28 protein-coding genes and 1 other annotated feature are annotated in these 25,904 nt (G+C 69.3%); of the genes, 17 read left to right on the plus strand and 11 right to left on the minus strand.

Features of this window, described 5'->3' with window-relative positions; translation table 11 throughout:
• The first annotated feature begins 39 nt into the window (after positions 1-39).
• Together PARHAE_RS01790 and truA are read left to right on the plus strand one after the other, a co-directional pair.
• Positions 40-1,017: a 5-bromo-4-chloroindolyl phosphate hydrolysis family protein gene (locus PARHAE_RS01790; RefSeq protein WP_126152894.1), complete on the plus strand. Its 978-nt coding sequence runs from the start codon at positions 40-42 to the stop codon at positions 1,015-1,017.
• A 7-nt stretch (positions 1,018-1,024) separates the two neighbouring features.
• The gene (gene truA, locus PARHAE_RS01795; RefSeq protein WP_126152895.1) at positions 1,025-1,804 is read left to right on the plus strand and encodes a tRNA pseudouridine(38-40) synthase TruA; all 780 of its coding nucleotides are present in this window, start codon (positions 1,025-1,027) and stop codon (positions 1,802-1,804) included.
• Here the strand turns inward: truA and PARHAE_RS01800 are convergent.
• Complete coding sequence (locus tag PARHAE_RS01800) at positions 1,801-2,544, minus strand: sugar transferase (protein ID WP_241232634.1); 744 nt, start codon at positions 2,542-2,544, stop codon at positions 1,801-1,803. The two genes, truA and PARHAE_RS01800, sit on opposite strands and share 4 nt — an antisense overlap.
• 165 nt (positions 2,545-2,709) lie before the next feature.
• Here PARHAE_RS01800 and PARHAE_RS01805 point away from each other — a divergent pair, with 165 nt between their 5' ends.
• The 10 genes from PARHAE_RS01805 (at position 2,710) to PARHAE_RS01850 (ending at position 10,992) form a co-directional block, all read left to right on the plus strand.
• Positions 2,710-3,165 (plus strand): universal stress protein, encoded by a 456-nt coding sequence (locus tag PARHAE_RS01805; protein ID WP_126152999.1) that lies wholly within the window; start codon positions 2,710-2,712, stop codon positions 3,163-3,165.
• 64 nt (positions 3,166-3,229) lie between these two features.
• Entirely contained in the window at positions 3,230-3,787 is a 558-nt protein-coding gene (locus tag PARHAE_RS01810) for a NifU family protein (RefSeq protein ID WP_126152896.1), read from the plus strand.
• Positions 3,780-4,370 carry a tRNA (adenosine(37)-N6)-threonylcarbamoyltransferase complex dimerization subunit type 1 TsaB gene (gene tsaB / locus PARHAE_RS01815; protein ID WP_126152897.1) on the plus strand — a complete coding sequence of 197 codons (591 nt, stop codon included), beginning with the start codon at positions 3,780-3,782 and terminating at the stop codon, positions 4,368-4,370. The genes PARHAE_RS01810 and tsaB overlap by 8 nt, the downstream gene beginning before the upstream one ends.
• A complete protein-coding gene (gene rimI / locus PARHAE_RS01820) occupies positions 4,367-4,786 on the plus strand; it encodes a ribosomal protein S18-alanine N-acetyltransferase (protein WP_126152898.1) in 420 nt (139 codons plus the stop codon). The genes tsaB and rimI overlap by 4 nt, the downstream gene beginning before the upstream one ends.
• A gap of 81 nt (positions 4,787-4,867) precedes the next feature.
• Positions 4,868-5,851 (plus strand): BMP family lipoprotein, encoded by a 984-nt coding sequence (locus PARHAE_RS01825; RefSeq protein WP_126152899.1) that lies wholly within the window; start codon positions 4,868-4,870, stop codon positions 5,849-5,851.
• Positions 5,852-7,498 (plus strand): ABC transporter ATP-binding protein, encoded by a 1,647-nt coding sequence (locus PARHAE_RS01830; protein WP_126152900.1) that lies wholly within the window; start codon positions 5,852-5,854, stop codon positions 7,496-7,498. It begins immediately after the preceding gene.
• The gene (locus PARHAE_RS01835; protein WP_164555107.1) at positions 7,499-8,056 is read left to right on the plus strand and encodes a hypothetical protein; all 558 of its coding nucleotides are present in this window, start codon (positions 7,499-7,501) and stop codon (positions 8,054-8,056) included. It abuts the gene before it with no gap.
• Positions 8,057-8,058: 2 nt separating this feature from the next.
• Entirely contained in the window at positions 8,059-9,153 is a 1,095-nt protein-coding gene (locus PARHAE_RS01840; protein ID WP_126152902.1) for an ABC transporter permease, read from the plus strand.
• The gene (locus PARHAE_RS01845; RefSeq protein WP_126152903.1) at positions 9,153-10,205 is read left to right on the plus strand and encodes an ABC transporter permease; all 1,053 of its coding nucleotides are present in this window, start codon (positions 9,153-9,155) and stop codon (positions 10,203-10,205) included. Before PARHAE_RS01840 ends, PARHAE_RS01845 begins: the two co-directional genes overlap by 1 nt.
• Complete coding sequence (locus PARHAE_RS01850; protein ID WP_126152904.1) at positions 10,189-10,992, plus strand: purine-nucleoside phosphorylase; 804 nt, start codon at positions 10,189-10,191, stop codon at positions 10,990-10,992. Before PARHAE_RS01845 ends, PARHAE_RS01850 begins: the two co-directional genes overlap by 17 nt.
• 18 nt (positions 10,993-11,010) lie before the next feature.
• Here the strand turns inward: PARHAE_RS01850 and PARHAE_RS01855 are convergent, their stop codons facing one another.
• From PARHAE_RS01855 to PARHAE_RS01865, 3 genes are all read right to left on the minus strand, one after another.
• Positions 11,011-12,501 (minus strand): SulP family inorganic anion transporter, encoded by a 1,491-nt coding sequence (locus PARHAE_RS01855; RefSeq protein ID WP_126152905.1) that lies wholly within the window; start codon positions 12,499-12,501, stop codon positions 11,011-11,013.
• A gap of 56 nt (positions 12,502-12,557) precedes the next feature.
• Positions 12,558-12,615 (minus strand) — a sequence feature (sul1 is cis-regulatory element that is thought to sense ions involved in sulfur or methionine metabolism; They are found in Alphaproteobacteria).
• 57 nt (positions 12,616-12,672) lie between these two features.
• The gene (gene mnmH, locus PARHAE_RS01860) at positions 12,673-13,725 is read right to left on the minus strand and encodes a tRNA 2-selenouridine(34) synthase MnmH (RefSeq protein ID WP_126152906.1); all 1,053 of its coding nucleotides are present in this window, start codon (positions 13,723-13,725) and stop codon (positions 12,673-12,675) included.
• A 1-nt stretch (position 13,726) separates the two neighbouring features.
• Complete coding sequence (locus PARHAE_RS01865; RefSeq protein WP_126152907.1) at positions 13,727-14,290, minus strand: L,D-transpeptidase; 564 nt, start codon at positions 14,288-14,290, stop codon at positions 13,727-13,729.
• Between the two features lie 127 nt (positions 14,291-14,417).
• Between PARHAE_RS01865 and PARHAE_RS01870 the strand changes: the two genes are divergently transcribed.
• Both PARHAE_RS01870 and PARHAE_RS01875 read left to right on the plus strand, forming a co-directional pair.
• The gene (locus tag PARHAE_RS01870) at positions 14,418-14,699 is read left to right on the plus strand and encodes a hypothetical protein (RefSeq protein WP_164555108.1); all 282 of its coding nucleotides are present in this window, start codon (positions 14,418-14,420) and stop codon (positions 14,697-14,699) included.
• Complete coding sequence (locus tag PARHAE_RS01875; protein WP_126152909.1) at positions 14,680-16,938, plus strand: heavy metal translocating P-type ATPase; 2,259 nt, start codon at positions 14,680-14,682, stop codon at positions 16,936-16,938. The genes PARHAE_RS01870 and PARHAE_RS01875 overlap by 20 nt, the downstream gene beginning before the upstream one ends.
• 54 nt (positions 16,939-16,992) lie before the next feature.
• On the opposite strand, the gene PARHAE_RS01880 is transcribed toward PARHAE_RS01875, so the two are convergent.
• The 5 genes from PARHAE_RS01880 to meaB all read right to left on the minus strand — a co-directional run bounded on the left by PARHAE_RS01880 (position 16,993) and on the right by meaB (position 20,514).
• On the minus strand, positions 16,993-17,451 hold the full coding sequence (locus PARHAE_RS01880; RefSeq protein WP_126152910.1) for a copper chaperone PCu(A)C: 459 nt from the start codon (positions 17,449-17,451) through the stop codon (positions 16,993-16,995).
• Positions 17,452-17,466: 15 nt separating this feature from the next.
• Entirely contained in the window at positions 17,467-17,817 is a 351-nt protein-coding gene (locus PARHAE_RS01885) for a hypothetical protein (RefSeq protein ID WP_126152911.1), read from the minus strand.
• A gap of 100 nt (positions 17,818-17,917) precedes the next feature.
• Positions 17,918-18,208, minus strand: a complete 291-nt coding sequence (gene rpmB / locus PARHAE_RS01890) for a 50S ribosomal protein L28 (protein WP_126152912.1) — start codon at positions 18,206-18,208, stop codon at positions 17,918-17,920.
• A 221-nt stretch (positions 18,209-18,429) separates the two neighbouring features.
• Positions 18,430-19,494, minus strand: coding sequence for a bifunctional transcriptional activator/DNA repair enzyme AdaA (locus PARHAE_RS01895; protein ID WP_206436842.1), 1,065 nt, complete (start codon positions 19,492-19,494; stop codon positions 18,430-18,432).
• 51 nt (positions 19,495-19,545) lie between these two features.
• Positions 19,546-20,514 (minus strand): methylmalonyl Co-A mutase-associated GTPase MeaB, encoded by a 969-nt coding sequence (meaB, locus tag PARHAE_RS01900; protein WP_126153001.1) that lies wholly within the window; start codon positions 20,512-20,514, stop codon positions 19,546-19,548.
• A gap of 64 nt (positions 20,515-20,578) precedes the next feature.
• Here meaB and PARHAE_RS01905 point away from each other — a divergent pair, with 64 nt between their 5' ends.
• The 3 genes from PARHAE_RS01905 to PARHAE_RS01915 all read left to right on the plus strand — a co-directional run bounded on the left by PARHAE_RS01905 (position 20,579) and on the right by PARHAE_RS01915 (position 23,095).
• On the plus strand, positions 20,579-20,926 hold the full coding sequence (locus PARHAE_RS01905) for a thioredoxin domain-containing protein (RefSeq protein ID WP_126152913.1): 348 nt from the start codon (positions 20,579-20,581) through the stop codon (positions 20,924-20,926).
• A gap of 68 nt (positions 20,927-20,994) precedes the next feature.
• Positions 20,995-22,287 carry a serine--tRNA ligase gene (serS, locus tag PARHAE_RS01910; protein WP_126152914.1) on the plus strand — a complete coding sequence of 431 codons (1,293 nt, stop codon included), beginning with the start codon at positions 20,995-20,997 and terminating at the stop codon, positions 22,285-22,287.
• A 61-nt stretch (positions 22,288-22,348) separates the two neighbouring features.
• Positions 22,349-23,095 (plus strand): hypothetical protein, encoded by a 747-nt coding sequence (locus PARHAE_RS01915; protein WP_126152915.1) that lies wholly within the window; start codon positions 22,349-22,351, stop codon positions 23,093-23,095.
• Here PARHAE_RS01915 and der read toward each other — a convergent pair.
• Together der and PARHAE_RS01925 are read right to left on the minus strand one after the other, a co-directional pair.
• On the minus strand, positions 23,092-24,576 hold the full coding sequence (gene der, locus PARHAE_RS01920) for a ribosome biogenesis GTPase Der (RefSeq protein WP_126152916.1): 1,485 nt from the start codon (positions 24,574-24,576) through the stop codon (positions 23,092-23,094). The genes PARHAE_RS01915 and der overlap by 4 nt on opposite strands.
• Complete coding sequence (locus PARHAE_RS01925) at positions 24,573-25,898, minus strand: PQQ-like beta-propeller repeat protein (RefSeq protein ID WP_126152917.1); 1,326 nt, start codon at positions 25,896-25,898, stop codon at positions 24,573-24,575. Before PARHAE_RS01925 ends, der begins: the two co-directional genes overlap by 4 nt.
• Positions 25,899-25,904: the final 6 nt, after the last annotated feature.

The raw sequence follows: 25,904 nt of genomic DNA on the forward strand, positions 1-25,904 counted from the left end.
TGGTGACGCTCTATGCTTCGTTCGGGGCGGGGTAAGGATATGGCGCAGCGTTTTGGCGGACGGTATTCGCCCGGCCTGGGACCGCAGGGCGACAACCGCAACCCGCCGCCTGCGGCGCCGATCCGGCACCCGCTGGCGTCCCGGCCCAAATATGTGACCATCGCGGCGCTGCCGTTCCTGTTCGGGGCCTTCTTCCAGGATCCGGCGGGCATGGCGGGCAACCTGGCGGCCTTCGGCGTGATCGCCAGCGGCATGTGGATGACCCGCGAAGGCCTGGCCGCCGAAGCCGCCTATCAGGTGCGCCGCGTCGCCCGCCGCCCGGCGATCCCGCGCAAGCTGTTCGGCAGCGTCCTGACCGGCCTCGGCCTGGGCCTGGGGATGGCTGAACCCGGCAGCCTGGCGGGCGCGGGCATCGTCGGCGCGACCGGGATGGTGCTGCACTGGCTGGCCTTCGGGGCCGATCCGATGCGCGACAAGGGCATCGCCGCGACCGACGGCTTCCAGGGGGAACGCGCCCAGAAGATGATCGACGAGGCCGAGGGCCACTTGTCCCAGATGCGCGACGCGATCCGCGCCCTCGGCGACCGCCAGATGGACGCGCGGGTGGAGCGGTTCGCCGCCACGGTCGGCGACCTGTTCGATCGCGTGCGCAGCAATCCCGGCGATCTGTCGGCGGCGCGGCGATACCTGGGCGTCTACCTGATGGGCGCGCGCGACGCGACGGTGAAGTTCGCGGACCTCTATCGCCAGACCCGGGATCCGAAGGTTCGGGCGTCTTACGAAACGTTCCTGGACGATCTGGAAAAAGATTTCAGCGCCAAGTCGCGCCGCCTGCTGGAAGGCGACCGGACGGATCTGGAAATCGAGATTTCGGTCCTGCGCGAAAGACTGGCGCGCGAGGGGGTGCGCGCCGCCGAGGCAACGGGCGGCGACCCCGCGCAACTGGACGCGCCGCGCACGGAAACCGCGCGCTTCCTGGACGGTCTGCTGACCCCCGACCGGGACAAGGCGCGCTGATCCGGCGATGCCGCGCTTTGTGTTGAAGATCGAATACGACGGCCGTCCCTTTGCCGGATGGCAGGCCCAGGCCGATCAGCCCTCGGTCCAGGGCGCGGTCGAGGCTGCCTTGGCCCGGCTGGACCCCGGCTTTGCGTCAGGCGCGCGGATCGCGGCGGCAGGGCGGACGGATGCGGGCGTCCATGCGACGGCGCAGGTCGCCCATGCCGATCTGGCGCGCGACTGGGATCCGTTCCGGCTGGCCGAGGCACTGAACTTCCACCTGAAACCCGCGCCGGTCGCCATCCTGGCCGCCGCCCGCGTCTCTCAGGATTTCCACGCCCGCTTCTCGGCCACCGAGCGGCGCTATCTGTTCCGCCTGCAAGCCCGCCGCGCCCCGGCGACACATGATCGCGGTCTGGTCTGGCAGGTGCTGCACCCGCTGGACGCGGACGCGATGCGGCAGGCGGCGGCGCATCTGGTCGGACGGCACGATTTCACGACCTTCCGATCCGCGATGTGCCAGTCCGCCAGTCCGGTCAAGACGCTGGACGAGATCCGGGTCGAGGAAAGCCCGATCCCCCATGGTCGGGAATACCGCTTTCACCTGCGCGCCCGGTCGTTCCTGCACAACCAGGTCCGGTCCATCGTGGGGACATTGGAACGCGTCGGGGCCGGGTCGTGGGCGCCGGACCGCGTGGCCCAGGCCCTGTCGGCCCGCAACCGCGCGGAATGCGGCCCGGTCTGTCCGCCGCACGGCTTGTATCTGTGCGGCGTCGGATACCCGCGCGATCCCTTCGCGGCCTAGGACCGGCCCCGCCTTCTGGGCCTTTCGTCCCTGTATCCGAGGACGATCTTGAGGGTGTTCCACATGATCCACAGGTCCAGGCGGATATCGCGGTGGCGCTGATAGATCAGGTCGATCTTCAGCTTGGCGGGCAGGCAGCGGCGGTAATAGGCCCGCTCGGTCGCCTCGGCGCTTGTGCAGCGCGCCAGGATCCGGTCCTCGTGGCGGTGATAGATCAGCGTCGCAAGCCCGGTCACGCCGGGGCGGCTTTTCAGCACCTGCGCATAGACCGCCGGAAAGCGTTCGACATATTCGCGCAGCGGCGGGCGGGGGCCGACGAAGCTCATGTCGCCGCGCAGGATGTTGAACAGCTGCGGCAGCTCGTCGATGCGCGTGCGGCGCAGGAAATGGCCCAGCGGCGTGATGCGCCAGTGCTTGTGCGCGCCGGTGGCGCCGAAATCCTCGTTCTCGGGGATCATGGTGCGGAATTTCAGCTGCCGGAACGACCGGCCCGGCGCGCGCATCCGTTCGGCCGAATAGAAGATCGGCCGGCCCTGCTGGATCAGCATCAGAACCGCCACGACCCCGATGATCGCGGACACCGGGATCAGCATGATCAGCGCCAGGGCCAGATCGAACAGCCGCTTGCGGCGGGGCGAGGGTTTGCTGATCTGAGAATGGCCGTCGACCGCGAACCAGGCCATTTCCGGCACGGCGAGGCGCGCCGATCTTGTCTTGTCCCAGCCGTGGTGGATCGTCACGATGCCTGCCCTGTGCCGCCCTGCGAACGTCTCGTTCTTGTCAGGCGGAGTAGCACAGCCGCCGATCCAAGAAAACCGCAACCGCGCCGATCTCCCCGAATGACTTGCGCCACCATGGCAAAGGGGTCACTGTCAGCGCGGAAAAGAACGACACGAAAGCGGATGATGCGGAAATTTCTTGTCATGCTGGACGACAGCCGGGAATGCCTGAACGCGATGCGCTTTGCAGCCATGCGGGCATCGAATTCCGGCGGCGCGGTGACGGTGCTGGCGGTCATCCCCCCCAACGAGATCCAGCACGGCTTCGGCGTCGCCGACGTGATGCGCGCCGAGGCCTATGAACGGATCGAGGCGCATTTCGAAGTTTACGCCAAGTGGATGAGAATGCGCCCGAAAGTCGAGCCGGAACTGGTCATCCGCGAGGGCGATCCGGCCGAACAGCTGCTGGCCTATCTGAACGAAGACCCGGCAGTGGGCATCGTCGCCATGGGGCTGGGATCGGACCGCTCGGCCCAGAATCCGGTGCTGACGCGGCTGATGCGCGACGCCGCGACCCTGCCTTGCCCCATCACCCTGGTGCCCGCCGACATCTCGAAGGAACGGCTGGAGGCGATCACCTGACCCCCCGCCGCGCTTGACCCGCAGGCCCGCCATAGCCATATCCGGTCCAAAGGAGCCTTGGCCAATGTTCATCCAGACGGAAACCACACCGAACCCCGCGACGTTGAAGTTTCTTCCCGGCGAAATCGTGATGGAGGACGGCACCGCCGACTTCCCCGCCCCCGACAATGCCGCCGGCTCTCCCCTGGCGCGCCGCATCTTCGCGGTGGGCGGGGTGACCGGCGTGTTCCTGGGCCGCGATTTCGTGACCGTGACCAAGGAAGACGACCAGCCCTGGGACCATCTCAAGCCCTCGATCCTGGGCGCCATCATGGAGCATTTCCAGTCCGGCGCCCCTGCCGTCGAGGGCAAGGCGGAACAGTCGGGCCATGCCAACCATGACGGTCCCGATTCGGACATCGTGGTCCAGATCAAGGAACTGCTGGACACCCGCGTCCGCCCGGCAGTGGCGCAGGACGGCGGCGACATCACCTTCCACGGCTTCGACCGGGGCGTGGTCTATCTGCACATGCAGGGTGCCTGCGCGGGCTGCCCGTCCTCGACCCTGACGCTGAAGATGGGGATCGAGAACCTGCTGCGCCATTACATCCCCGAGGTGGTCGAGGTCCGGCCGGTTGCCTGATCCGATCGCCCTTGGCTTCGACACATCGGCCGCGCATTGCGCGGCCGCTTTGCTGCGGGGCGACACCATCCTGGCGCAGTCGTCCGAGGCGATGGCCAAGGGCCAGGCCGAACGGCTGTTTCCGCTGCTGGAAGGGCTGCTGGCCCAGGCGGGGCTTGCCTGGCGCGACCTGGACGTGATCGGCGTGGGCATCGGGCCGGGAAACTTCACCGGCATCCGCATCGCCGTCGCCGCCTCGCGCGGGCTGGCGCTGTCGCTGGGCATCCCGGCGGTGGGCGTCGCCGCAACCGAGGCGGCGGCGCTGGATCTGCCCCGCCCCTGCCGCGTCGTGCTGCCGCTGCACGCCAATCAGGTCGTGTGGCAGGACTTCGGCACCGGCGGGGGGGACCGCCCGCAGCAAGCTGCGGCCGGTTCGCTGCCGCCCGGCCCCGCGCAGGCTGCGCCTGCGGTTCCCCCTGCGGTGGCCATCGCGCGCATCGCCCTGGCCCGCCGCGCCGATCCCGGCCCGCGCCCGGCGCCGCTGTATCTGCGCCCCGCCGATGCCGCCCCCGCCCGCGACGCGGCGCCCTTGATCCTGCCGTGACGCCCGACGACCTCGCGGCGATTCACGCGCGCTGCTTCACCCGCCCGCGCCCCTGGTCCGCCGCCGAATTCGCCGCGCTTCTGGACAGCCCCCGCGCCTTCCTGCTGACCCGCCCCCAGGGCTTCCTGCTGGGCCAGACCGTCGCGGACGAGGCCGAGCTGCTGACCCTGGCCGTCGCCCCCGACGCGCGCCGCCAGGGAATCGCCCGCGATCTGATAGCCCAGTTTGCCGCCACGTCACGGGCACGCGGGGCGGCCCAGGCCTTCCTGGAGGTTGCGGCCGACAACGCCGCCGCGCAGGCCCTCTATCATGCGGCGGGGTGGCGGGAATCCGGGCGCAGGCGGCGCTATTACGGCCCGGATCTGGATGCCCTTGTGATGACCCTGCGGCTGGCGCCCGGCCAAGAAGGCGGTTGACCGGCTGCGGGCGATGCGCCCTAATCGGGCCATCACGCGGGCGGCTTGACTCGCCTGCAAACAACAGGATGAGGTTTCCTTATGTCCCTGACGACATCGCTGCTTGCAGGAGTCGCGTTGACGGCATTGACGGGCGGCATGGCCCTGGCCGAACCGGCGCTGATCTTCGACCTTGGCGGCAAGTTCGACAAATCCTTCAACGAGGCCGCCTTCGCGGGCGCGCAACGCTGGGTCGAGGAAACCGGCGGCAGCTACAAGGAACTGGAGATGCAGTCCGAGGCGCAGCGCGAACAGGCCCTGCGCCGCCTGGCGGAAACCGGCGCCAATCCCATCGTCATGACCGGCTTCGCCTTCGGCGACGTGCTGAACCAGGTGGCCCCCGATTACCCGGACACCCAGTTCGCGATCATCGACATGGTGGTCGAACAGCCCAACGTCCAGTCGGTCGTCTTCACCGAGGAGCAGGGCAGCTATCTGGCCGGGATCATGGCGGCGCAGGCGTCGAAATCGGGCACCGTGGGCTTTATCGGCGGCATGGACATTCCGCTGATCCACAAGTTCGAATGCGGCTTCGCCCAGGGCTTCAAGGCCGCCAAGCCTGATGGCCGCGTGCTGATCAACTATACCGGCACCACCCCCGCCGCCTGGAACGACCCGGTCAAGGGAGGCGAGCTTGCCAAGGCCCAGATCAGCCAGGGCGCGGACGTGATCTATGCGGCGGCGGGCGGCACCGGCATCGGCGTGTTGCAGGCGGCGGCGGATGGCGGCATCCTGTCGATCGGCGTGGACAGCAACCAGAACCACCTGCATCCGGGCAAGGTGCTGACCTCGATGGTCAAGCGGGTGGACAACGCGGTCTACGACGCCTTCAAGAACGGCGTCCAGCCCGGCGTCAAGGTCATGGACCTGAAGGCCGAGGGCGTGGACGTGGCCATCGACGACAACAACAAGGCCCTGATCACCCCCGAGATGCAGGCCGCCGTGGACGAGGCCCGCGCCGGCATCACCGGCGGGCAGATCGCGGTCCACGACTACATGACCGACAACGCCTGCCCGGTTCAGTAAATGGCGGCGACGGTGGACCCACGGGGGCGGCTGGAAACGGCCGCCCCTGCGGCGATTGAACTGCGCGGAATCTCCAAGGCCTTCGGCCCCGTGCAGGCCAACCGCGACATCGACCTGCGCGTGGAACGCGGCACGATCCACGGCATCATCGGCGAGAACGGCGCGGGCAAATCGACGCTGATGTCGATCCTCTATGGCTTCTACAAGCCCGATGTGGGGGACATCCTGGTGGGCGGCCGCCCCCTGACCATCGCCGACAGCCAGACCGCGATCCGCGCGGGCATCGGCATGGTCTTTCAGCATTTCAAGCTGGTCCCGAACTTCACCGTGCTGGAAAACATCATCCTGGGCGCCGAGGAGGGGCGGCTGCTGCGCCCCTCGCTGGCCAAGGCGCGCGGCGTGCTGCGGCAACTGGCCCAGGAATACGAATTGAACGTCGATCCCGACGAGACGGTCGAGAACCTGTCGGTCGGCCACCAGCAGCGGGTCGAGATCCTCAAGGCGCTGTATCGCCAGGCCGACATCCTGATCCTGGACGAACCGACCGGCGTGCTGACCCCGGCCGAGGCCGACCACCTGTTCCGCATCCTGGAAGGCCTGCGGGCCGAGGGCAAGACGATCATCCTGATCACCCACAAGCTGCGCGAGATCATGGAGATCACCGATACCGTATCCGTCATGCGGCGGGGCGAGATGGTGGCCTCGGTCAGGACGGCGGACACCAGCCCCGAGGAACTGGCCGAGCTGATGGTCGGGCGCAAGGTGCTGCTGAACGTCCAGAAGGCGCCTGCCACGCCCGGCCAGCCGGTCCTGGAAATCCGCGGCCTGCGCATGGTCGATGGCAGCGGCGTGGAGCGCCTGCGCGGCATCGACCTGGAGATCCGCGCGGGCGAGATCCTGGGCGTCGCGGGCGTCAGCGGCAACGGCCAGACGCAGCTTCTGGAAATCCTGGGCGGCTATCCGGAAAAGGGCAGCCGCCTGTCGGGCGAGATCCGCATGAACGGCACCCCCCTGCCCCTGTCGGGCGGCGCCTGCAACGCCGCCGAACGCCGCCGCCAGGGCATCGGTCATATCCCCGAGGACCGGCAGGCCGAGGGCCTGATCATGGATTTCGCCGCCTGGGAAAACGTGGCCTTCGGATACCATGACGCCCCGGAATACGGGCACGGCCCGCTGATGGACCGCGACGCCATCCGCCGCGATGCCGAAGGCAAGATCGCGCGCTTCGACGTGCGCCCGCCGACCTGCGACCTGGCCGCCCGGAACTTCTCGGGCGGCAACCAGCAGAAGATCGTCGTGGCCCGAGAGATCGAGCGCAACCCCGACCTGCTGCTGATCGGCCAGCCGACGCGGGGTGTGGACATAGGCGCCATCGAATTCATCCACAAGCGCATCGTGGAACTGCGCGACGCGGGCAAGGCGATCCTGCTGGTCTCGGTCGAACTGGACGAGATCATGTCCCTGTCGGACCGCATCGCCGTGATGTTCGACGGCCGCATCATGGGCGAACGCCTGTCCGGCCAGGCCACCACCGGCGATCTGGGCCTGCTGATGGCCGGGATCGACCCTGCCTCCGCCCCTCCGCAGGACGGGAACGCCCCGGCCGGCCACCCTTCAGAAGACCCCAAGACCCCTCGAGTATCCTGAATGACCCCGAAAGCCTGCCTTCTTTCCGTTCTGCTTCTGACCGCCTGCGGCGCCATGCCCGCGCCCCGGATGCCCAAAATGGACATCTGGCCCGATGGCGACGCGCCCGACCGCCTGGTCATGGCGGCCGAGGCCCGCGCCCAGACCCGCGCCCGCAACCCCGACGGAACATGGGCCGTCGCCGATCCGGTCCGGGATTCCGATTACGAGGACGATTTCCCCGGCAGTTGCACCAGCGACGCGCGCGGCATCGCCTGCGCCGACCACGCCCCGGTTCAGGCCCCGGCGGGCGAGGCGACCGCGCCCCAGACCGCCGGACGCGTCGCCATCGCCTTCGCCAGCCTGGCCGACGACAGCCGCTGCACCGCCGAGGCGCGGCAGGGCCGGACGCGGGCCGAGGAAAACCTGCTGGTCGTGCGCGGCTTTCCCGGCGCGGGCGGCGCGGTCCCCCGTGCCCGCAGCCTGGCGCGCATGGCGGGCAACGGCGACGCGATCACCTGGGACCAGATCGCCGATCCGCGCGCCTTCCTGGCCCTGTGCCACGGCATGAAAGGCTGAGCATGGAAAAGATGCCGAAATGGGCCGATGTTCTGCTGACACCGCTGATCTCGCTGGTGCTGGCGATGGCGATTTCGGCGCTTGTGATCCTGGCCATCGGCGAAAGCCCGGCCCTCGCGCTGACGACGATGATCGACGGCGCCCTGGGCTCCAGCTATGGCTGGGGCTTCACGCTGTATTACGCGACGAACTTCATCTTTACCGGGCTTGCGGTGATGGTCGCCTATCACGCCAGCCTGTTCAACATCGGCGGCGAGGGGCAGGCGGCGATGGGCGGATTGGGCGTTGCCCTGGTGCTGCTGTCGCTGCCCCTGCCGCATTGGGCGCTGGCCCTGCCCGCCGCGATGATCGGCGCGGCGCTGTTCGGCGCGGCCTGGGCGCTGATCCCGGCTTGGCTTCAGGCGAAGCGCGGCAGCCATATCGTCATCACCACGATCATGTTCAACTTCATCGCCGCCGCGTTGCTGAACTATGTTCTGGTGAACCTGCTGCGCCCGGTGGGCAGCATGGACCCGGCCTCGGCCCGGTTTCCGAATGAAACGCATCTGCCCAAGCTGTCGGACATGGCGCTGTCGCTGGGCTTCGAATGGGGCAAGAACACCCCCGCCAACATCAGCTTCTTCGTGGCGGTCGCGGCCTGCGTCCTGGTCTGGCTGCTGATCTGGCGCACCCGCCTGGGGTTCGAGATCCGCGCCTTCGGCAAATCCGAACCCGCCGCGCTTTACGCGGGCATCAGCCCGGTCCGCATCACGATCATCGCCATGCTGATCTCCGGCGGGCTGGCGGGCATGATGGCCATCAACAACGTCATGGGAGAGGCCGAGCGCCTGGTCCTGAACGCGGTCGAGGGCGCGGGCTTCATCGGCATCGCCGTGGCGCTAATGGGCCGCAACCATCCACTGGGCGTGTTCCTGGCCGCGCTGCTGTTCGGGTTCCTGTATCAGGGCGGGGGCGAACTGGCCCTGTGGACCAGCATCCCGCGCGAGTTGATCGTCGTCATCCAGGCGCTTGTGATCCTGTTCACCGGCGCGCTTGACAACATGGTGCGGGGGCCGTTGGAGCGGATGTTCATGGCGATGCGGAAAAGGGGCGCGTGATGGATCTGAACACCGTCCTGCAAATCCTCGACAGCGCCGTGCGGCTGATGACCCCTTTGCTGCTGGCCTGTCTGGCCGGGCTTTATTCCGAACGCGCGGGCGTCTTCGACATCGGGCTGGAAGGCAAGATGCTGATGGCGGCCTTTACCGCCGCCAGTGTCGCCGCGCTGACCGGCAATGTCTGGCTGGGGCTGATCGCCGGGCTGGCCGGGTCGCTGGCCCTGGCGGCGGTCCATGGCGCGGCCTCGATCACCTTCCGGGGCAACCAGTTGATTTCCGGCGTGGCAATCAACTTCCTGGCCTCGGGGCTGACGGTGCTGCTGGGGCAGAAAATCTTCGGCCTGGGCGGGCGCACCCCCAGTCTGACGCCGGGGGCCGAACTGGACGCGCAGGTCACGCCCTTCCGCGCCTGGCTGTCGGGGATCACCGGCCCGGACACGGCCGCGGCGCTGACCGCCACGCCCCGCTTTGGCGACATCACCCTGCCCTTCGCGGACAGCCTGCGCGGCATCCCGGTGGTCGGACCGCTTTATGCCGAGGTGATCTCGGGCCACACGATCCTGGTCTATGTCGCGTTCCTGATGGTGCCGCTGACCTGGTGGGTGCTGTATCGCACCCGCTTCGGGCTGCGGCTGCGGGCGGTTGGGGAAAACCCGGCCTCGGTCGATACGGCGGGCGTGTCGGTCACGCGGCTGCGCTTTGCCGCCGTGGCGATCGCCGGGCTGCTCTGCGGGTTGGCGGGGGCCTATCTGGCGACCGGGCTGTCGGCGGGCTTCGTCAAGGAAATGACCGCTGGGCGCGGATTCATCGCCCTGGCGGCGCTGATCTTCGCCAAATGGCGGCCTTGGGGGGCGCTTGGCGCCACCTTCCTGTTCGGCCTGCTGGAGGCCATCGCCAACCGCTATCCGAACCTGGATCTGGGCATCGTCACCGTGCCGTCGATGTTCATGAACGCGCTGCCCTATATCCTGACGGTCGTCATCCTGGCGGGCTTCGTGGGCCGCGCCGTCCCGCCCCGCGCCGGAGGAGAACCCTATGTCAAAGAGCGGTGATCTTGCCCGCCTGATCCGCGACCGCGCGGGGGATCAGGCGCCGGAATACGGGCTGATCCTGGGATCCGGCCTGGGGCACCTGTCAGGCACCGTCGATGGCGTGGCGATCCCCTATGACGACCTGCCGGGCTTTCCCCATGCAGGCGTGTCGGGTCATGTCCCGCAATTGGTGATCGGGCAGCTTGAGGGCCGCCGGGTGGCGGTCTTCGGCGGCCGGTCGCATTATTACGAATCGGGCCGCGCCGACGCCATGCGCCTGCCGCTGGAAACCCTGGCCGCGCTTGGTTGCGACCGGCTGATCCTGACCAATGCCGCCGGATCGCTGCGCCCCGACATCCCGCCCGGCGGGCTGATGCTGCTGGACGACCACATCGCCTACGCGGGCACCAACCCCCTGATCGGCGAAAAGACCGACGCCCGTTTCGTGCCCATGACCGACGCGCATGACGCGGACCTGCGCGCGGCCCTTTCCGCCGCCGCCCAGGCGGAAGGGATCGCGTTGCAGCAAGGCGTCTATTGCTGGTTTTCCGGCCCCAGCTTCGAGACTCCGGCCGAAATCCGCGCCGCCCGGATCCTGGGCGCCGACGCCGTGGGCATGTCCACCGTGCCGGAAATCATTCTGGCCCGGTTCCTGGGACTGCGCTGCGCCGCGATCTCGGTCATCACCAACATGGGCGCGGGCCTGTCGGACGAGGCGATCAGCCACGACCACACCAAGGCCATGGCGCCGCTGGGCGCCGCGAAACTGGAACGGATCCTGCGCCGCTTCCTGCGGGACGCCGCGTAAGGGCCGCGCCCTGGCCCGTCAATGCGCCAGCAGCTTGTCCATGGCGCCCGGCTTGTCATGCAGGGCCAGCCGGTCCACGATCGTCTCGGACGCGGCATTCATGCCGATGATCGTGACCTGCGCTCCGGCGCGGCGGAACTTCATCACCGCCATGTCCAGGGCCTGCACCGACGAGATGTCCCAGATATGCGCGTCCGACACGTCGATCACGACCCGCGCGGGCACGTCGCGGAAATCGAAGGCGGTCATGAAATCCTCGACCGAGCCATAGAACAGCTGGCCCTCGACCCGGTAGGTCAGGGTGCCGCCGTCGGGCGAACGCTTGGACGTGACGCGGAACAGTTGCGCGATCTTGGCGGCAAAGAAGATGCCTGACAGCAGCACCCCGGTCAGCACGCCGATGGCAAGGTTGTGGGTCCAGACGACCGCAACCACGGTTGCCAGCATCACCACCGACGAAGACCTGGGATGGGTGCGCAGCGACCGGAGCGACGCCCAGGAAAAGGTGCTGACCGACACCATGATCATGATCGCCACCAGGGCGGGCATCGGGATCCGCGCCACCCACGGCCCCAGGAAGACGCAGAAGATCAGCAGCATCACCCCGGCGAAGCAGCAGGACAACCGCCCCCGGCCGCCGGATTTCACGTTGATCATGCTCTGCCCGATCATGGCGCAGCCCGCCATGCCGCCGATGAAGCCGGTGGCTGTATTGGCAAGCCCCTGGCCGATGCATTCCTGGTTGCGGCTGGTCCGGGTATCGGTCAGTTCATCCACCAGGTTCTGGGTCATCAGGCTTTCCAGCAGGCCCACCACGGCCACCGCCATGGCATAGGGAAAGATGATCGCCAGCGTCTGGAAATTCAGCGGCACCTGCGGGATCAGGAACACAGGCAGCGTATCGGGCAGCGCCCCCATGTCGCCCACCGTGCGCACGTCCCAGCCGAAGGCCATCGCCAAGGCCGTCAGCACGACGATGGCGACAAGGGGCGAGGGGACCGCGCGGGTCAGGCGCGGGAACAGATAGATGATCGCCAGCCCGGCGGCGGTCAGTGCATAGGTCACGGGCGCGACCCTGGCCGGGTCCAGTTCGGGCAATTGCGCCAGGAAGATCAGGATCGCCAGCGCATTGACGAATCCCGTCATCACCGATTTCGAGACATAGCGCATCACGAAGCCCAGCCGCAAAAGCCCCATGCCGATCTGCAACAGGCCCGCAAGCACGGTGGCGGCCAGCAGGTATTGCAGCCCGTGGTCGCGCACCAGCGTCACCATCAGCACCGCCGTGGCGGCGGTCGCGGCCGAGATCATGCCCGGCCTGCCGCCCGCGATGGCGGTGACGACGGCGATGGAAAAGCTGGCGTAAAGCCCGACCTTGGGGTCCACGCCCGCGATGATGGAAAAGGCGATGGCCTCGGGGATCAGCGCAAGCGCGACCACCAGGCCCGACAGCAGGTCACGGCGGACATTGCCCAGCCATTGCTGCTTGTAAAGGGTCCAGGAAAGCATGTTCATTGTCCTGACCGGCGCTGCGATGCGCCGGAATCCGCAAGGGGTCTTGTTCAGGTTGTCCGGCGGATCGGCGGCCGGAAGAGCCACCCGGGGATCGCACCCGGGTCCATGTTCGCTGCCCGCCTGATAAGGACATCCGGCGGGGATCGCAACCCGCCTATCCTGCTTTCAGGGCACCAGCCGGGCAAGCGCCGCCTCGACATGCCCCGCCGCCGCGTCCAGGTCATCCAGATCGTCCAGCGCGACGACCGCCCTTTCGCCCGCCGCATAGCGCAGCCGGTGCTTCAGATAGCGGGGGTCGTAATGGTCGCGCAGCAGCCCTTCGGCCAGGCCGCGCCAGTCGCCCGCCGCGACCGCCGCGCGCCAGCCTTCGATCCGCTGGGCCGGATGCAGCGGCGACAGCGCGGCCACGATCGCCTCGACCCGCGCGGGATCGTCCACCATGTCGCCATATCGGGCAGCGGTATAGGCGGCCCGCGCGCCGACCGGCACCTCCAGCCGCAGCCGGGGCGCGGCGCACAGCGCCTGCCACATCGACTTGGGCAGCACAAGATTGCCGATCCGGCTGCTCTCGGCCTCGACCACGACGGGGCGGGCGGGGTCCAGCCCTTCCAGCGCAACGGCCAGACGACCCTCGAACAGCTTCTGGCCGGGCTGGGGATCGGCGCGCCCGCCGAACAGGCTGCCGCGATGGTTGGCCAGCCCCTCCAGGTCGATCACCTGCCAGCCGCGCGCGGCCAGCCGCGCCAGAATCGCGGTCTTGGCGCTGCCGGTATTGCCGTCCAGCACGATCACCGGCGCAGGCACAGGCCGGTTCTGCACCCGGTCCACGACCAGGGCGCGCCAGGACTTGTAGCCGCCCTCGATCCGGTCCACCCGCCAGCCGATCTGCGACAGGATCGTGGCGAAGCTGCCCGACCGCTGCCCACCGCGCCAGCAATAGATCAGCCCCCGCCAGCCGCCGCCGCGATCCGACAGCGGCCCGGCGATATGGTGCGCGGCACTCGCGGCGACCAGGGCGCCGCCCAGCTTGCGCGCGTCGAACGGGGAAACCCGCTTGTAGATGGTGCCCACCTGCGCGCGTTCGGCATCGTCCAGAACCGGCAGGTTGATCGCGCCGGGCAGGTGATCCTCGGCATATTCCGCGGGCGAGCGCACGTCGATGATGTCGTCGAACCCCGCAAGCGCGGGGTCCGCGACGCGCGTCAGACTCAGCGCCAAGTCAGTAGACGTAGACCGGCGTCCCGATCGGCACCTGGTCGTACAGCGCCATCACCGCCTCGTTGCGCATCCGCAGGCAGCCGTTCGAGACGGCCCGGCCGATCGAGTTCGGCTCGGTCGTGCCGTGGATGCGGATCGCGGTGTCCTGGCCCTTGTCGTTGTACAGATACAGCGCCCGCGCGCCCAGCGGGTTGGTCGGGCCGCCCGGCATCCCGTTGGCCCATTTGCCGTATTGCTGGGGCTTGCGCTTGATCATGTCCGGCGTGGGGGTCCAGGACGGCCATTCGACCTTGCGGCCCACCGTGGCGCGGCCCTTCCACACCAGTTCGGCGGCGCCCACGGCCACGCCGTAACGGACCGCCCGGCCCGGCGCGATGACATGGTACAGGAAGAAATCCTTGCTGACCACGACGATGCTGCCGACCTCGAAATCGTTGCGGATGGCGACTTCGGTGGGGGCATAGGGGTCGCGCGCGGCGGCTTCCTGCGCGAAGACCAGCGAGGGGGCGAAATAGGCGGCCGCCATCAGCGGCACGGCCAGCGACATCACTTCACGGCGGTTCATGGCGATCCTGCGTTCTTCTGCTCTGATCCCGCCCATAGCAAGGGAGGGGGTCTTGTTGCAACTCACGACGGCGTATCGGGGGCGATTTGCCCTTGACCGGGGCCGGTCCAGCGCACATCTGCTGGGCATGGACCCTGCATCCCGCCCCTGCTGCCATGCCCGACGCCCGCTGCGGCGGCCCGCGCATCTGTGCCGGGGCCGGGGCGACCGCGCCTGCCGCTGTCATCAGGATGCGCGCCCCGCCGTTGCCCGTCCCCGCCGCAGCCTGCGGCTGGATCCGCGCGCGCTGATCGCCGCGCTGTTTCCACGGCAGCCGCCCATGCGGCCGCAGGCGCCGCCCCGTTTCCTGAACCCGTCCCGCATCCTTGGCACGATTTCAGGAAACCATCATGACCGTTCAATCCGCTGATCTGCCCGCCTTGGGCGATCCGTCCGACCTGATCACCACCCGCCTTTCCATCGAAGGGATGAGCTGCGCCGCCTGTTCCGGCCGCGTCACCCGCGCGCTGTCGGCCCAGCCCGGCGTCCGCGATGCGCAGGTCAACCTGATGACGGGTTCCGCCCGCATCCGTCACAGCCCCTCCCTGCCGCCCGCCGATCTGGCGGCGGCGGTGACGAAGCTGGGCTATCCGGCGACCATCCCCGCCGCTGCCGCCCCCGCCCCTGCCCCCCGCACCGACGAATCCGCCGCGCTGAAGCGCGCCTTCCTGACCGCCCTGGTCCTGACCCTGCCGGTCTTCCTGGCCGAGATGGGCGGCCATCTTGTCCCGGCCTTCCATCACTGGCTGCACGCGGCGGTGGGCACCGCGCCGCTGAACTGGGCGCAGATGGTCCTGACCGCGCTTGTCCTGGCCGGGCCGGGGCGGCGCTTCTTCGCGACCGGCATCCCCGCCCTGCTGCGCGGCGCCCCCGAGATGAACAGCCTCGTCGCGCTTGGATCCGGGGCGGCGTTCCTGTTCTCGGCCGTGGTGGTGGTGCTGCCGGGGCTGATCCCGCCCGCCTCGCGCCATGTCTATTTCGAGGCCGCGGCGGTCATCGTCACCCTGATCCTGATGGGCCGCTGGCTGGAGGCCCGCGCCAAGGGCCAGGCGGGCGCCGCGATCCGCGCGCTGATCGACCTCGCCCCCGACCAAGCGACGATCCTGCAGGACGGCAAGCCCGCGCGCATCGCGGTGGCGGATCTGCAACCCGGCGATCTGGTGCTGCTGGCGCCGGGCGAACGGGTGGCGGTCGACGGGATCGTGACCGAAGGGCGCGGCCATGTCGACGAAGCAATGCTGACCGGCGAGCCCGTCCCGGCCGAGAAATCGCCCGGCGATCCGGTCACCGGCGGCACCGTCAACGGCAGCACGGCGCTGACCTTCCGTGTCACCGCCACCGGCGCCGACACCACCCTGTCGCGCATCGTCGGCATGGTCGAAAACGCGCAGAACGCGCGCTTGCCGGTGCAGGCCCTGGTGGACCGGATCACCCGCGTCTTCGTGCCGGTGGTGATCGGGCTGGCGGTCCTGACCTTCCTGCTGTGGCTGGTCTTCGGTCCCGACCTGGCCCATGCGGTGGTCGCGGGCGTGGCCGTGCTGATCATCGCCTGTCCCTGCGCGATGGGGCTGGCCGTCCCGGTCTCGATCATGGTCGGCACCGGGCGCGGCGCGCAGCTGGGCGTGCTGTTCCGGCGGGGCGAGGCGTTGCAGCGGCTGTCGAACGCCCGGCTGATCGGCTTCGACAAGACCGGCACCCTGACGCGCGGACATCCCGAACTGGTCGCCATCCAGACCGACGGCATCGACGAGGCCCAGGCCCTGCGCCTTGCCGCCTCGGCCGAGGCGCGGTCCGAACATCCCCTGGCCGCCGCCATCGTCGCCGGTGCCGGCGCGCGCGGGCTGGATCTGCCGCCCGCCAGCGACGTTCAGGCCAATGCCGGGCGCGGCCTGTCCGCCACCGTCGAGGGGCGGCGCCTGCTGATCGGAAACCTGGCCGCCCTGACCGAAGGCGGAATCGCGCCCTCGGCCATGCTCCGCGATCAGGCCGAACAGGCGGCGGCGCAGGGCGCCACACCTGTTCACCTGGCCGTGGACGGCCGCCATGTCGCCAGCTTCGCCCTGGCCGACCGGATCCGCCCCGAGGCCGCGCAGACCATCGCAGCGTTGCATGGCATGGGACTGAAGACGGCGATGCTGTCAGGCGACGTTCCCGCGACCGCGCAGGCGGTCGGCAAACAACTGGGCATCGACCGGATCCAAGGCGGCCTGATGCCCGGCGACAAGCTTCAGGCGATCCGGGCGATGGGGACAGGTTCGGTCTTCGTGGGCGACGGCATCAACGACGCCCCGGCCTTGGCGGCGGCCGAAACCGGCATCGCCGTCGGCACGGGCACCGGCATCGCCATCGAATCGGCCGATCTGGTGCTGATGTCGGGCGATCTGGGCGGGGTGCCGTGCGCGATCCGGCTGTCGCGCGCGGTGATGCGCAACATCCGGCAGAACCTGTTCTGGGCCTTCGCCTATAACGCCGCGCTGATCCCGATCGCCATGGGCGTGCTGGTGCCCTTTGGCGGGCCGCAGCTTTCGCCGATGCTGGGGGCGGCCGCGATGGCACTGTCCTCGGTCTGCGTGGTGGGCAATGCGCTGCGGCTGCGGACCGCAGGCTAAGGGGGACATGCCGCAGCCATCAGGCCGATGGCTGCGGCATTCGTTCGGTGGCGGTCAGTGGCTCTTGTGGCCGTGCCGAGCCTTTTCGGGCGCGCGGTCATTGTCCAGCGTGACATCCAGTTGCTGTGTGCCGCAGGGGCCGAAATCCAGCGTCAACGCCACGATATCGCCGTCGGTCAGCGGCTTTTTCAGCCCCATCAGCATCACATGGTCGCCGCCCCGCGCCAGCGTGTGTTCGCCGCCAGCGGGGATGGCGATCCCTCCGTCGATCTTGTGCATCTTCATCACCCCGTCCTGTTCGGAATGGGTGTGCAGTTCGACCATATCGGCCGCGTCCGAGGACACGCCGGTCAACTGGCAATCCACGTCGCGATGGTTCTCCACCACCATGAAGGCGGCGGCGGTCTGCGGATTGGCGCTGCGCGCATAGGCGTCGCGGATCTCCAGCCCGTCATGGGCAAGGGCTGCGGCAGGGGTCATGACGGCCAGAATGGCCAGGGTCTTGCGGATCATCGTCTCATCCTCGGTTCAAGCAGGTTTCAATGCGGAACTCTGTCTTGCCGGAGGATCGCGCGCCGCGGGCCGGGGCGGTTCACGCCCATCGGGAACCGTCGGGACGACGCGCGGATCAAGCCGCGCCGCCGTCGCGGCGGGACCGAAGGCGGGCGGCGCGACAGCCGTCGCCGCCAGCAGCGACAGCGCCATGTCGGGGCACAGATGCGGCCGCTGGGGCGCGCCGGGATGGTCGACCACCACGACGCCCGTGCCGCTGCACAGCACGACCCGCCCGTCCAGCATCACGGTGCCCCGCGCGGCGCCCAGACCGATCCCGGTCAGGGCGAGGCACAGGATCAGCGCAAGGAAAAGCGGGCGTCGCATGGTGGCGCGACCATCACCGAAGCGCCGCGCGAAGGCAACAGAAACGCGAAAGCCCCGCCGTGGGAACGACGGGGCATATTGCCGCAGTGTCAGGCCGGGATCAGGCCTGGGGCGCCTCGGCCTTGGCGATCTCGCGCTTGATCTTCAGGGCGCGGTCCGACAGTTCCGTATCCTTGGCTTTCGCCAGGAAGGCGTCCAGCCCGCCCCGGTGATCGACCGAACGCAGCGCCGCGGCCGAGATGCGCAGCGAATAGCCGCGGCCCAGCGTGTCGGACAGCAGCGTGACCTCGTTCAGGTTCGGCAGGAACCGGCGACGGGTCTTGTTGTTGGCGTGGCTGACATTGTTGCCGGTCATCGGGCCTTTGCCGGTCAGTTCGCAGACGCGCGACATGGTGTTGATCCTTCGTCTTTGCTATGCGGGCGGTCCCGGCGGGGGTGCCGTCCCAAAGTGAAAGGGCGCCGCGAGGCAGCGCCCGGAATTCCGTTTGCGCGTCCCTAATGGAACCGGCAGCCCCCGTCAACCGGGAATCACCGCGCTGGCGCTTTGCCTTGGTTTAAATATCCTCTGGGGGTCCGGGGGGCGAAGCGCCCCCGGCGGCCGCGGGACGCACTTCACGCATAGGACCGCTCGATTGCGATCAGCCTTTCCTTGCGCCACAACCCACCCGCATAGCCCGTCAGCGTGCCGTCCGCGCCGATCACCCGGTGGCAGGGCACCACCAGGGCGATGCGGTTGGTGGCATTGGCGCGCGCCACCGCGCGGGTTGCGGTGGGACGGCCGATCCCTGCGGCCAGTTGCAGATAGCTGCGCGTCTGCCCGGCCGGGATCTGCTGCAAGGCGCGCCAGACCTGCTGCTGGAAGGGGGTGCCATGCAGCACGACCGGCACGTCCAGAAGCGGCGCCCGGCCCGCGAAATAGTCGAAAAGCCGCGATTCGGTCAGGTCGTGGACGGCGGTGCGGCCCAGGCCGACGCGCCCGCCCACATGGGCGGACAGGCGGCGCAGCCCGTCGGGCAGGGCCTTGCGGTCGATGAATTCCAGCAGGTGCAGCGCCCGATCGTCGGCAATCGCGATCATGCCCCCCAGCGGCGTGTCGATCCAGTCGGCCAGCACGCCGCCGCCTTGCCGCATCTGGTGGGGCGCATGGCCGAACAGCCGCGCGAAAGCCGTCCGAAACCCCGAGGCCGAATCGAATCCCGCGTCCAGTTGCGCCTCGATCATCGTCGATCCTTTCGTCAGGCTGGCCACGGCCCCCCGCAGCCGCGCCGCGCGGGCCATGTCCAGGAAGCTTTGCCCGAAATGCCGCTTGAAGGCGCGGCGCACGGTCGAGGGGTCGTGCCTCAGTGCCAGCAGGTCGGATTCGGACCAGCGGTGGTCGGGCCGCGCCTCAAGCCGGGCCATCAGGTCGCACACCAGCGGCTCGCCCTCGGCGGTGGCGCCCAGCGGATGGCAGCGGCGGCACGGGCGGAAGCCCGCGGCCTGCGCGGCATCGGCATCGGCGAACCAGCGGCAGTTCTGCGGCAAGGGCTTTCGCGCCGGGCAGGTCAGGCGGCAGAAGATCCCGGTGGTGGTCACGCCGACCAGGGCGCGCCCCTCCCAGGCCGGGTCGCGCGCCAGCAGCGCGGCATAGAGTGTATCGGTATCCGGCAGATCCAGCATGTCACTCACCTTGTCCATGCCCCCGACCCTAGCCGATTCGCCGCCCCGATGGGCCGCGAAATCGGGCGTTTATTTCTGCCCTGCCAGCCAGTCCAGCATCTCTTGCGCGGCCTCGGCCGGGGCCTTGCCGCCGCCGGCCACCGCATCGCCCAGCCGGGCCAGCCGGTCGCGCGCGGCAGGCGTTTCCAGCCGCGCCAGCAGGCCCGCGCGCACATCGGCCAGGAACCAGTGCCGCGCCTGTTCCGCGCGGTTGGCCGCGAAATGCCCTTGCTCGCGCCGCCAGGCGGTCAGCGCCTGCATCTCCTCCCACGCCTTTTCCAGGCCGTCCCCCGTCGCGGCCGACACCGGCAGCGCCTTGGGAAAACCCTGCGGATCCTGGGGGCGCTTGCGCAACAGCCGCAGCGCGCCCGCGTAATCGGCGACGGTGCGGCGCGCGGTGCCCAGCAGGTCGCCATCGGCCTTGTTGACCAGGATCAGGTCGGCCATCTCCATGATGCCGCGCTTGACCCCCTGCAATTCGTCGCCCCCCGCCGGGGCCAGCAGCAGCACGAACAGGTCGCACATCTCGGCCACCAGGGTTTCGGACTGGCCGACGCCCACCGTCTCGATCAGCACCACGTCGAAGCCCGCCGCCTCGCACAGCCGGATCGCCTCTCGCGTGCGGCGCGCCACGCCGCCAAGCTGCGCGTTGGACGGCGTGGGCCGGATGAAGGCCAGCGGGTTGCGCGACAGCGTTTCCATCCGCGTCTTGTCGCCCAGGATCGAGCCGCCCGACCGGGCCGAGGACGGATCGACCGCCAGCACCGCGACCCGCAGCCCCTGTTCGGTCAGCATCGTCCCGAAGGCCTCGATGAAGGTGGACTTGCCCACCCCCGGCGTCCCCGACAGCCCGATCCGCAGCGCCTGGCCGTCCGGCAGGTCGGCCAACAGCGCCACGGCGCGGGCGCGGTGATCGGGCCGCGTCGATTCGATCAGCGTGATCGCCCGCGACAACGCGCGGCGGTCCTTGGCGACCAGGGGTTCCAGAAGCTCGTCCATGGGCACAGGGATAGGGGGCCGCGCGGCGATTGCCAAGCCGTCCCGGCGGCCCGATAATGGCGCCATGATCCGCCTTCTTGCCGCGCTTGCCCTGATCCTGACCGCCCTGCCCGCCAGCGCAGGGCCGCTGCGGCTGCTGATGGTGGAAAAGAGGGGCTGCGTCTATTGCGCCGCCTGGGACCGCGCGATCGGGCCGGGCTATGCCGCGTCCGACGCGGGTCGCGCCGCGCCGCTGATGCGGGTGGACATCCACGGCCCCTGGCCGGACGGGCTGGCCCTGGCGCGCAGGCCCTTCGTCACGCCGACCTTCATCCTGCTGGATGGCGGGTCCGAGGTCGGGCGGCTGGAAGGCCACATGACGGCGGCGCAATTCTGGCCCGCCCTGTCGGCCCTGCTGGCGCAGGCGCGATGACCGGGCTTTCGCCCCGCCCCCGCATCGGCTAGGCAACGGCCAGCCAATCTCAAGCGACGGTGACGATCATGCATGACATCCGTGCCATCCGGGACAATCCCGCAGCCTTCGACGCCGCCCTGTCGCGGCGCGGGCTTCAGCCGATGTCCGACCGCATCCTGGCGCTGGACTCCGACCGCCGCGCCCGGATCGTCGCGGCCGAAACCGCCCAGGCCGACCAGAACCGCGCCAGCAAGGATGTGGGCGCAGCCAAGGCGCGCGGCGACGATGTCGAATTCGAACGCCTCCGCGCCCTGGTCGCGGAAAAGAAATCCGACGTGACCAAGTTGCAGGCCGAGGCCTCGCTGCTGGACGGCCGGTTGCGCGACCTGCTGATGGAGATCCCGAACCTGCCGCTGGACGGCGTGCCCGAGGGCCGCGACGAATCCGACAATGTCGAACTGCGCCGCTGGGGCAATCCGCGCAACTTCGACTTCGCCCCTGTCGAGCATTTCGAGATCGCTGGCGTCCGTCCCGGCATGGATTTCGAGACGGCGGCAAAGCTGTCGGGCAGCCGCTTCGTCGTGCTGAAGGGCGGCGTCGCCCGTATCCACCGGGCCTTGGCGCAGTTCATGCTGGACCTGCATGTGACCAAACACGACCTTCAGGAAACCTGGACCCCGGTCCTGGTGCTGGAAAACATGATGGTCGGCACCGGGCAACTGCCGAAATTCGGCGAGGACAGCTATCTGACCCGCGAAGGCTATTGGCTGATCCCCACCTCGGAAGTCACGCTGACCAACACCGTCAACGGCGATCTGGTGGACCACGCCAGCCTGCCCCGCCGCATGGTCGCCCATTCCCAGTGCTTCCGCTCCGAGGCCGGCAGCGCGGGCCGCGACACGACGGGCATGCTGCGCCAGCACCAGTTCGAGAAGGTCGAGATGGTGTCCATCACCGATGCCGACACGGGCATCGCGGAACACGACCGCATGACCCGCTGCGCCGAGGCCGTGCTGGAGGCGCTGGAACTGCCTTATCGCACCATCGTGCTGTGCACGGGCGACATGGGCTTCGGCGCGCGGATCACCCATGACCTGGAAGTCTGGCTGCCGGGCCAGGACAAGTATCGGGAAATCAGCAGCGTGAGTTACTGCGGCGACTTCCAGGCGCGGCGGATGAACGCGCGATACAGGTCCGACAAGACCGGCAAGCCGGAATTCGTCCATACGCTGAACGGATCGGGCCTGGCCGTGGGCCGCACGCTGATCGCGGTGCTGGAAAACGGCCAGCAGGCGGACGGATCGGTGGTGCTGCCCGCCGCGCTGCACCCCTATCTGGGCGGGGCGACGCGTCTGGGGGCGGACGGCAAGCTGGCCTGACAAAGCGCCGTGATCGCGCCGGTGGTCGGCAACTGCGGCGCCGATTGCCGCGTTGGCGATCATGGCGCGCGCGGCGGACATTCTGTATCTGGGGTCGGTGACGATATTCGTCGCCAGCGGGGTCTCGCTGGCGACGCTGGGCCGTCCGGCCATCCAGATCGCCGCGCCCAGCCTGCTGAACGCGCCCGGCCTCGATCTGTTCGCGCATGGGATCGCCAAGCCGCTCGCCAGCCTGCCGCAGCTTTACATCCAGCCGCAGAACCCGCTGATGTGGGCGCTGCTGATCACGCTGTGGGCGCTGCTGCTGCTGGACGGGGTGGGGGAATTCCTGGACCCTGCCGACCATGGCACACGCCCCGCCTGGCATCCGCTGACCCTGGCCCTGGCCGTGGGGGCGGTCTGGCCCTGGCTGGTCGGGCTGCACAAGCCGCTGGCGACGCTGGGGGCGCTGCTGATGCTGACCGCCGCGCTGAGCGGGGCGATCCGCGCGCGCGGCCAACGCCGCCCCGCCCCGGCCTTCCTGGCGGGATGGAGCCTTGCCCTGGGGACCGCCACCCTTGCCACGCTGATCGGCGCGCCCCTGTCGCTGACCACGCCGCAGACCGCGATCCTGGCGATCCTGCCCGGCGCTGTCATCGGCATGATCGCCCAGGAACGGCTGGACGGCAGCCTGGGCTTTTCGCTGGCGATGATCTGGGCCTTCTGCGCGGTGGCCATATCGACCATGGGCAGCAGCCCCGGCGTCGCGCTGGCCGCGATCATCGGCATATCCGGCATGGGCGTCGTGCTGGTCCGCGCCGCGACCTAGGTTCCCTTGGGCTTCTGCCGGTTCTTGTGCTTGGACAGCGCACCCGACTGGCTGATCTTGTTGGCTTTTTCCTTGAAGGGGTTGTCGCCCCCCTGGTCGCGGAAGAACAGCCGGATCGGCGTGCCCGGCATGTCGAAATCGGTCCGCAACCCGTTCACCAGATAGCGCTGATAGCTGTCGGGCAGCTTGTCGGTATGGGTGGCCTTGACCACGAAGGCCGGGGGCCGGGTCTTGACCTGCGTCATGTAACGCAGCCGGATCCGGCGCCCGCCCGGCGCGGGGGGCGGATGGCTTTCGGTCATCGCGGCCAGCCACTGGTTCAGCCGCGCGGTAGAGATGCGGCGGTTCCAGACCTCGTGCGCCTTCAGGATCGCGGAATGAAGCCGGTCCAGCCCCTTGCCCGTGCGGGCCGAGACCGTGACCAGCGGCGCGCCCTTCAACTGCGGCAGCAGCTTTTCGAAATTGGCGCGCAGTTCGTTCAGCTTCTGGGGCTTGTCGTCCTCCAGATCCCATTTGTTCGCGGCCACGACGACCGCGCGGCCCTCGGTTTCCGCGAAATCGGCGATGCGCAGATCCTGCTGTTCGAACGGGATCGCCACGTCCAGCAGGACCACCACCACCTCGGCAAAGCGCACGGCGCGCAACCCGTCGGCCACGGACAGCTTTTCGACCTTGTCGGTGACCTTGGCGCGCTTGCGCATCCCGGCGGTGTCGAAAATCCGCATGGGCGTGCCCATGAACTCGGTCGCGACGCTGATCGAATCGCGGGTGATCCCCGCCTCGGGTCCGGTCAGCAGCCGGTCCTCGCCGATGATCTTGTTGATGAGGGTGGACTTGCCCGCATTGGGCCGCCCGATCACCGCCAGTTGCAGCGGACGCGCGGCGGATGGGCGCCAATCCTCGGCGCCCTCGCCGGTCTCGGCGTCTTCCTCGGTCAGGTCGATGTCGGTTTCGGCCGCCACGGGGGCGGGGCGTTCGGCCTCGATCCGGTCGGCCAGGGGGACCAGGGCGCGATACAGGTCGTCCATGCCCTCGCCATGCTCGGCCGAAATGCGCAGCGGTTCGCCCAGGCCCAGGCCCCAGGCCTCCATCGCGCCCGCTTCGCCCGCGCGGCCCTCGGCCTTGTTGGCGGCGACGATGACGTGGCGCGCGCGCTTGCGCAGGATGTCGGCGAAATATTCGTCCGCCGCCGTCACCCCCGCGCGGGCATCGACCACGAACAGGCAGATGTCGGCCTCGTCCACGGCGCGTTCGGTCAGGCGGCGCATCCGGCCTTGCAGGCTGTCATCCTCGGCCATTTCCAGACCGGCGCTGTCGATCACGACGAAACGCAGGTCGCCCAGCCGCCCCGCGCCCTCGCGCAGGTCGCGGGTCACGCCCGGCTGGTCGTCGACCAGGGCCAGCTTCTTGCCGACCAGGCGGTTGAACAGGGTCGATTTGCCGACATTGGGACGGCCGACGATGGCGAGCGTGAAGGTCATCGGAATGCGTGCAACTGGCCGCTGCGCGAGACGACATAGATCGTCTGGCCCGCAACGGCGGGGGCGGCGGCGGCACCGCCGGGGATTTGCGCCTGGCCGACAAGGCTGCCGGAATTCGGATCGAAGACCCGCATCACCCCGTCCGAGGAGACGACGAACAGCCGCCCGCCCGCCAGGACCGGGCCGAAATGGGCATGGATGCGGTCCTGCCGCTTGATCTTCTGCGTGGTGTAATAGGGCATCGGGACGCGCCAGATCACCCCGCCCGTGGCGGCGTCCAGGCGGATCAGCTCGGCCTCGTCATTCACGGCGAAGACCGACCCGCCCGCCACGACGACCGGGCTGTTGGCGCCGTCGCGCGCCGACCAGGCCTGGATGCCGCTGTCCAGTTCCACGGCGTTGATGCGCCCCGACGAGGTGCCGCCATAGACCATGTTGCCCGCGATCACCGGATCGCCGGTCATGTCGCGGATATTGGCGATGGCCCGGCCGATGCGCGTCCCGCCGATCTGCGCCGTCCACAAGGTCGCGCCGGTTTCCCGGTCGGCGGCCAGCAACTGCCCCGAAGCGAAGGGAAAGATCACCGTATCGCCCTGCACCGCCGGGACCGACACCCCCATCACCCCGGCGGACGAGGGCGTCCCCGCCGTCTGCCACAGCACCTTGCCGTCCGTGGCGCGCACCGCCCAGCCGATGTCGTTGCGGCCCAGAACATAGACCACGCCGTTCTGCACCGCCGGTCCGCCGCCGATCGGCGCATCGACGCGCTGCCGCCACAACACTCGCCCCGAGGCCGCGCCCAAGGCAACCAGTTCGCCAAAGCCGCTGGTGGCATAGACGCGCCCGCCTTCGTAGGCCAGGCCGCCGCCCGACACGCTGTCGCGCGTTTCCAGGGCCGGGGCGATGTCGCTGGTCCAGGCGGTGGCGCCGCCGGTGGTGGTCGCCGTCACGCGGGTGCGGCTGTCCAGGGTAAAGACCAGCCCGCCTCCGACCACCGGATCGGCGCTGATGCGATGGCGCTTTTCGCTGCCCTGGCCGATATTCGCGGTCCAGATGCGGTTCGTCCCCGCGCCCACCGCCAGATGGCCCGGCTGATGGGCGGCATTGCCCGCGCGATGGGTCCATTCGCCGTTCGTCACCGGCGCCGCCAGCCGCAGCGCGGTCGAGGCGACGGGCGCCGGCCCTTCCACCGCCGGACCGTCGGGCGAAGTCACGGCCAGCGGGTCAAGCCGCTGCCCCGGCAGGATCGTTTCGCGTTCGCCGCAGGCCACCAGGCCCAGCGTGGCCGCCAGGGCCAGGGTCAGTCGCAGCGTGGCGGTCATTCCTCG

This window comes from Paracoccus haematequi, from assembly GCF_900631945.1.
GTDB classification, from domain to species: Bacteria; Pseudomonadota; Alphaproteobacteria; order Rhodobacterales; family Rhodobacteraceae; genus Paracoccus; species Paracoccus haematequi_A.

Bases quoted from the DNA above. Each gene is read 5' to 3' on its own strand.
- serS (WP_126152914.1), top strand. From the start codon at position 20,995: ATGCATGACATCCGTGCCATCCGGGACAATCCCGCAGCCTTCGACGCC.
- PARHAE_RS01830 (WP_126152900.1), top strand. From the start codon at position 5,852: ATGGCGGCGACGGTGGACCCACGGGGGCGGCTGGAAACGGCCGCCCCT.
- meaB (WP_126153001.1), bottom strand. From the start codon at position 20,514: ATGGACGAGCTTCTGGAACCCCTGGTCGCCAAGGACCGCCGCGCGTTG.
- PARHAE_RS01845 (WP_126152903.1), top strand. From the start codon at position 9,153: ATGGATCTGAACACCGTCCTGCAAATCCTCGACAGCGCCGTGCGGCTG.
- PARHAE_RS01925 (WP_126152917.1), bottom strand. From the start codon at position 25,898: ATGACCGCCACGCTGCGACTGACCCTGGCCCTGGCGGCCACGCTGGGC.
- PARHAE_RS01915 (WP_126152915.1), top strand. From the start codon at position 22,349: ATGGCGCGCGCGGCGGACATTCTGTATCTGGGGTCGGTGACGATATTC.
- PARHAE_RS01835 (WP_164555107.1), top strand. From the start codon at position 7,499: ATGACCCCGAAAGCCTGCCTTCTTTCCGTTCTGCTTCTGACCGCCTGC.
- rpmB (WP_126152912.1), bottom strand. From the start codon at position 18,208: ATGTCGCGCGTCTGCGAACTGACCGGCAAAGGCCCGATGACCGGCAAC.
- PARHAE_RS01880 (WP_126152910.1), bottom strand. From the start codon at position 17,451: ATGATCCGCAAGACCCTGGCCATTCTGGCCGTCATGACCCCTGCCGCA.
- der (WP_126152916.1), bottom strand. From the start codon at position 24,576: ATGACCTTCACGCTCGCCATCGTCGGCCGTCCCAATGTCGGCAAATCG.
- PARHAE_RS01870 (WP_164555108.1), top strand. From the start codon at position 14,418: ATGGACCCTGCATCCCGCCCCTGCTGCCATGCCCGACGCCCGCTGCGG.
- PARHAE_RS01790 (WP_126152894.1), top strand. From the start codon at position 40: ATGGCGCAGCGTTTTGGCGGACGGTATTCGCCCGGCCTGGGACCGCAG.
- PARHAE_RS01850 (WP_126152904.1), top strand. From the start codon at position 10,189: ATGTCAAAGAGCGGTGATCTTGCCCGCCTGATCCGCGACCGCGCGGGG.
- PARHAE_RS01895 (WP_206436842.1), bottom strand. From the start codon at position 19,494: ATGGACAAGGTGAGTGACATGCTGGATCTGCCGGATACCGATACACTC.
- PARHAE_RS01810 (WP_126152896.1), top strand. From the start codon at position 3,230: ATGTTCATCCAGACGGAAACCACACCGAACCCCGCGACGTTGAAGTTT.
- PARHAE_RS01805 (WP_126152999.1), top strand. From the start codon at position 2,710: ATGCGGAAATTTCTTGTCATGCTGGACGACAGCCGGGAATGCCTGAAC.
- PARHAE_RS01825 (WP_126152899.1), top strand. From the start codon at position 4,868: ATGTCCCTGACGACATCGCTGCTTGCAGGAGTCGCGTTGACGGCATTG.
- PARHAE_RS01875 (WP_126152909.1), top strand. From the start codon at position 14,680: ATGACCGTTCAATCCGCTGATCTGCCCGCCTTGGGCGATCCGTCCGAC.
- PARHAE_RS01905 (WP_126152913.1), top strand. From the start codon at position 20,579: ATGATCCGCCTTCTTGCCGCGCTTGCCCTGATCCTGACCGCCCTGCCC.
- PARHAE_RS01840 (WP_126152902.1), top strand. From the start codon at position 8,059: ATGGAAAAGATGCCGAAATGGGCCGATGTTCTGCTGACACCGCTGATC.
- PARHAE_RS01885 (WP_126152911.1), bottom strand. From the start codon at position 17,817: ATGCGACGCCCGCTTTTCCTTGCGCTGATCCTGTGCCTCGCCCTGACC.
- PARHAE_RS01855 (WP_126152905.1), bottom strand. From the start codon at position 12,501: ATGCTTTCCTGGACCCTTTACAAGCAGCAATGGCTGGGCAATGTCCGC.
- PARHAE_RS01865 (WP_126152907.1), bottom strand. From the start codon at position 14,290: ATGAACCGCCGTGAAGTGATGTCGCTGGCCGTGCCGCTGATGGCGGCC.
- truA (WP_126152895.1), top strand. From the start codon at position 1,025: ATGCCGCGCTTTGTGTTGAAGATCGAATACGACGGCCGTCCCTTTGCC.